The 3,534-nt window shown below is 65.6% G+C and carries 4 protein-coding genes; 3 read left to right on the forward strand and 1 reads right to left on the reverse strand.

Annotation, left to right across the window (positions count from 1 at the left end):
* Positions 1-576 precede the first annotated feature (576 nt).
* On the forward strand, positions 577-1,623 hold the full coding sequence (locus VF794_RS25650) for a DUF1521 domain-containing protein (protein ID WP_331114807.1): 1,047 nt from the start codon (positions 577-579) through the stop codon (positions 1,621-1,623).
* A gap of 77 nt (positions 1,624-1,700) precedes the next feature.
* The gene (locus VF794_RS25655; protein WP_331114809.1) at positions 1,701-2,204 is read left to right on the forward strand and encodes a tetratricopeptide repeat protein; all 504 of its coding nucleotides are present in this window, start codon (positions 1,701-1,703) and stop codon (positions 2,202-2,204) included.
* A 17-nt stretch (positions 2,205-2,221) separates the two neighbouring features.
* Here the strand turns inward: VF794_RS25655 and VF794_RS25660 are convergent, their stop codons facing one another.
* Positions 2,222-2,833: an SAM-dependent methyltransferase gene (locus VF794_RS25660; RefSeq protein WP_331114811.1), complete on the reverse strand. Its 612-nt coding sequence runs from the start codon at positions 2,831-2,833 to the stop codon at positions 2,222-2,224.
* 104 nt (positions 2,834-2,937) lie between these two features.
* On the opposite strand from VF794_RS25660, the gene VF794_RS25665 reads away from it, so the two are divergent.
* The gene (locus tag VF794_RS25665) at positions 2,938-3,381 is read left to right on the forward strand and encodes a tetratricopeptide repeat protein (protein ID WP_331114813.1); all 444 of its coding nucleotides are present in this window, start codon (positions 2,938-2,940) and stop codon (positions 3,379-3,381) included.
* The last annotated feature ends 153 nt before the right edge of the window (positions 3,382-3,534 follow it).

Raw genomic sequence — 3,534 nt, forward strand, 5'->3', positions numbered from 1 at the left:
AAGCAGATGCACGAGATGTCGATGTCCGTCATCCGCAACATCGGCGGCTAATCAAGCGCCAGGTAGTCACTGGGTAGTACGAACCGGTCTCGCGAGGTCCTCTATACGAGGCCACGCGGGGCCGGTTTCGCTTTTGGGGCCCCCTGGGCTCCGGGGGCCAGCTCGGTCCGGAGCTGGGGCGCGTGGGGCTGTGCGGAAAGATGGCGATGCCCGGCATCCGCGACATCGGCGGCTGATAGAGCGCCAGGCAACTGGGTCGTACGAGCCGGTCTCGCGAGGTCCTCTATAGGAGGCAACGCGGGGCCGGTTTCGCTTTTGGGGCCCGTGAGCTCCCGGGCCGTGGGCTTGACGGCGCCCCGACCCCTGGTTTCCACTCCCGTTCATGGGGACGTCGAGGGTCGGTGCGGAAAAGAGCTTTTTATTCGAGCACAGGAAACCTTCGGTGGGGGATGTCGATAATGGAAACAGTAGGTACACAGCGGTGGCGGCGCTGCAGCTGAGCCCCACCCCAAACCAGATGACCTCACGTAGCGCGACGACCCGTCTGCGCACCTGAGACAAGAAAGGACGAACATCATGTCGACGAAGATCGGTGGTTCGAATCCGAGCGTCACGACCCCGGGTTTTGGCGTTCAGACGCTGGCCCCCAAGGATGCGGAGGTGAAGACCACGGCGACCAATGCGGCCGCCGCCACCGCCGCCCCGACCAACACCTCGGTGGAGAGCGACGTGTTCCGCAAGGACCGCTCCATCATGGACATCTTCTACTCGGTCGTCGGCGGTGGCCCTGCCACGCCCCCCGCGCCGACGCCGACGGACTCCTCGCACCCGTCCGGCAGCCTGAAGACGGACGCGAACGGCGTCATCACCACCCCGGGCGGCTACAAGATCGAGGCCACCAGCCAGTTCGAGTGGAAGGTCACCGGTCCGGACGGCAAGTCGACCCGCGTGTGGGGTGACCCGCACGTGGACGAGGGCGACGGCGGCAAGTGGGACTTCAAGCGCGACAGCACCTTCGTGCTCGGCGACGGCACGCGCATCAACTGCGCTACCGCTCCCTACGGCAATGGCATGACGGTGAGCAAGGAGCTGGAGATCATCTCCGGTAACGACCGCGTCAAGGTCACCGACATCGACAAGGGCAAGGGCAAGACCGGTGCGGTCACCCAGGACGGCTTCCAGCACGTCAACAGCTTCGGCGGCAAGGACGTGTTCGTCATGGGCAAGGAGACGGACGACTGGTCCTTCACGGGTAAGGAGGTCGTCGGCAGCAACAACGGCGGCGAGTCCTTCCAGCTCGGCAAGGAGCTGGCGGCCGGCGCCCCGGCCCCCGGAACCAATCCCACCAGCGCCAAGCCCGGCTCGTTCCTCGGGAAGATCACCCAGCTCTTCGAGCAGATGTCGAAGATGTTCGACACCCTGCGCAAGCTCACCGCGCAGCTGGAGAAGCTCAATCCCTTCGAGGGCACCCGCAACGCCCCCCCCGGCCGTGGCTGCTGGGTGGATCGCCGCCAGGGCAACCTGCGGACCAACTTCGAGGACATCGGCCGCATGCTCGACAAGTACGCGTCCCTGCGCGACCTGAACCGCTCGGTCAACCAGAACCGCTTCCGGACGTTCTAGACTCTGGACTAGACTCATCAGGCGGGAGGGTCCTGCGCGGCCCTCCCGCCCTTTTTTTTTCCCCCACAGGTGCTCCCGTGAGCAATCCCCCGCAGAAGTCCTCCGCCTCCACGCTGGCCATTCCTGAAGAGCTCGGTGAGCGCCTCGTCCTCGGAGAAATCTCCCCGGCGGAGTTCCTCGGCTTGTCCCAAGAGATGCTCTACGAGATCGCGACGCGCGGTCACGACCTGTTGAAGACGGGGATGCTCCAGGATGCCCTGGACATCTTCAAGGGGCTGGTGGCGGCTTCCCCGTACGATAGCGTCTTCCACTGCAACCTGGCGGCGACCTATGCCCACCTGGAGCGGTTCGGTGAGGCCAAGGATGAGTACACCCGGGCGCTCGAGCTCAACATCGGCAACGTGGATGCCCTGGTGGGACGCAGCGAGATGTACCTGCGCGAGGGCAACATGCCCGAGGCGCTCAAGGACATCCAGACCGCGCTGAAGTTGGATCCCGAGGCCAAGCGCGAGAACACCAAGCGCGCCCGCGCCACCCTGACCATCCTGCAGAAGGCGGGAGAGGCCACTCCCAAGAAGTAGCCCCGCCCTGGGGGAAATTACCGGCGCTGGTACACCGCGGCCAGCGCCGAGCCCCAGTCCGTCTTCATCACCTTCATCTTCACGAAGGCGAGCTCGGGAGAGCTCAGCGTGTGGCCGGCCATGATGACCCGCGCCCCGGGCTTGAGTTCCTTGAGCTTGTGCGTGAGCTGCTCGATGAGCTCGTGCCCGTAGCAGGTGCCGTGCGCGAACACCACGTCGGCCACGGAGAAGTCCTGCTGGAGGAAGTCCCCGTCGATGAACTCGATGCGCTGGTTCTGGTGCTCCGGCGACAGCCGGGGGCGCACCTCGGCGTCATAGCGGCTCAGCACCTTGCGCGCCGTGTCCCCCAGTCCCGGGAGCAGCTCGATGCCCACCACCCGACCGAACGGGAAGGCGAGCGCCGCGAGGAAGGTCGCCTTGCCCGTTCCGGAGCCGAGGTCGAAGAACACCTCGCCCTCCTTGGGCGTGGCCTCGCGCACCACTTCCAGGAAGGCGGGAGGAACCACTTCACCGTAGGTGGTGGCGGCCTCCTGGAGTCCCAACCGCTCCTTCTCCTGCCGGGCGACGTCGTAACCGGAGAAGCCCGAGTAGAGCTGCTCGAAGATTTCCTGGGTGTGTGCGAGGTCCATACGCGCCATCTTACAATCCGGATTCTCCGGGTGGCGTGCTTTCGCTGGACCGAACGCCCGGTGTATCCTCGGCCCCATCCCGTCCTGTCAGGTTTCCACCCACCATGACGAATCCCGACCCTGATCCCTCCAAGCCCGACCTGCTCCTGCTGTCCATGCAAGGGTTCCAGATGTACGAGCAGGGCCGGTACGACGAGGCTCGCGACATCTTCGCGAAGCTGACGCTGCAGGATCCCGCGGAGGGCTACTACCGGACGGCGCTCGGCGCCACGTGCCTGGCGGTGGATGCGCTCGACGAGGCGCTGATCCACTTCGACGAGGCCCTCCGCCTGGATGCCGCGGACACCGCCGCGTTGATCAACCGGGGGGAGGTCCACCTGCGCTTGGGCAACATCATGCAGGCGGCCAAGGACTTCGCCCGGGTGGTGGCACTGGATCCGGAGCAGAAGGACCCCCTGACCGAGCGAGCAAGGCTGCTGGCCGTGGCGACGCTCCAGAGCGCCGAGGAGGCCCAGTTGGAGAGCGTTGGGGGGGGGTCGAAGGGGTAGACTTGGGAAAGTAGCCGGGTCTCGCTAGGATTACGGACTGCCAATGTCCGCCCAGAGCGATAGCAACAGCTTCCTGTCCAAGTACTCCGACATCGTCCTCGCGTGCGTGGTGGTGGCCATCATCGGGATGATGATCGTCCCGCTGCCGCCGCT

This window comes from Archangium sp. (genome assembly GCF_036389735.1).
Taxonomy (GTDB): domain Bacteria; phylum Myxococcota; class Myxococcia; order Myxococcales; family Myxococcaceae; genus Archangium.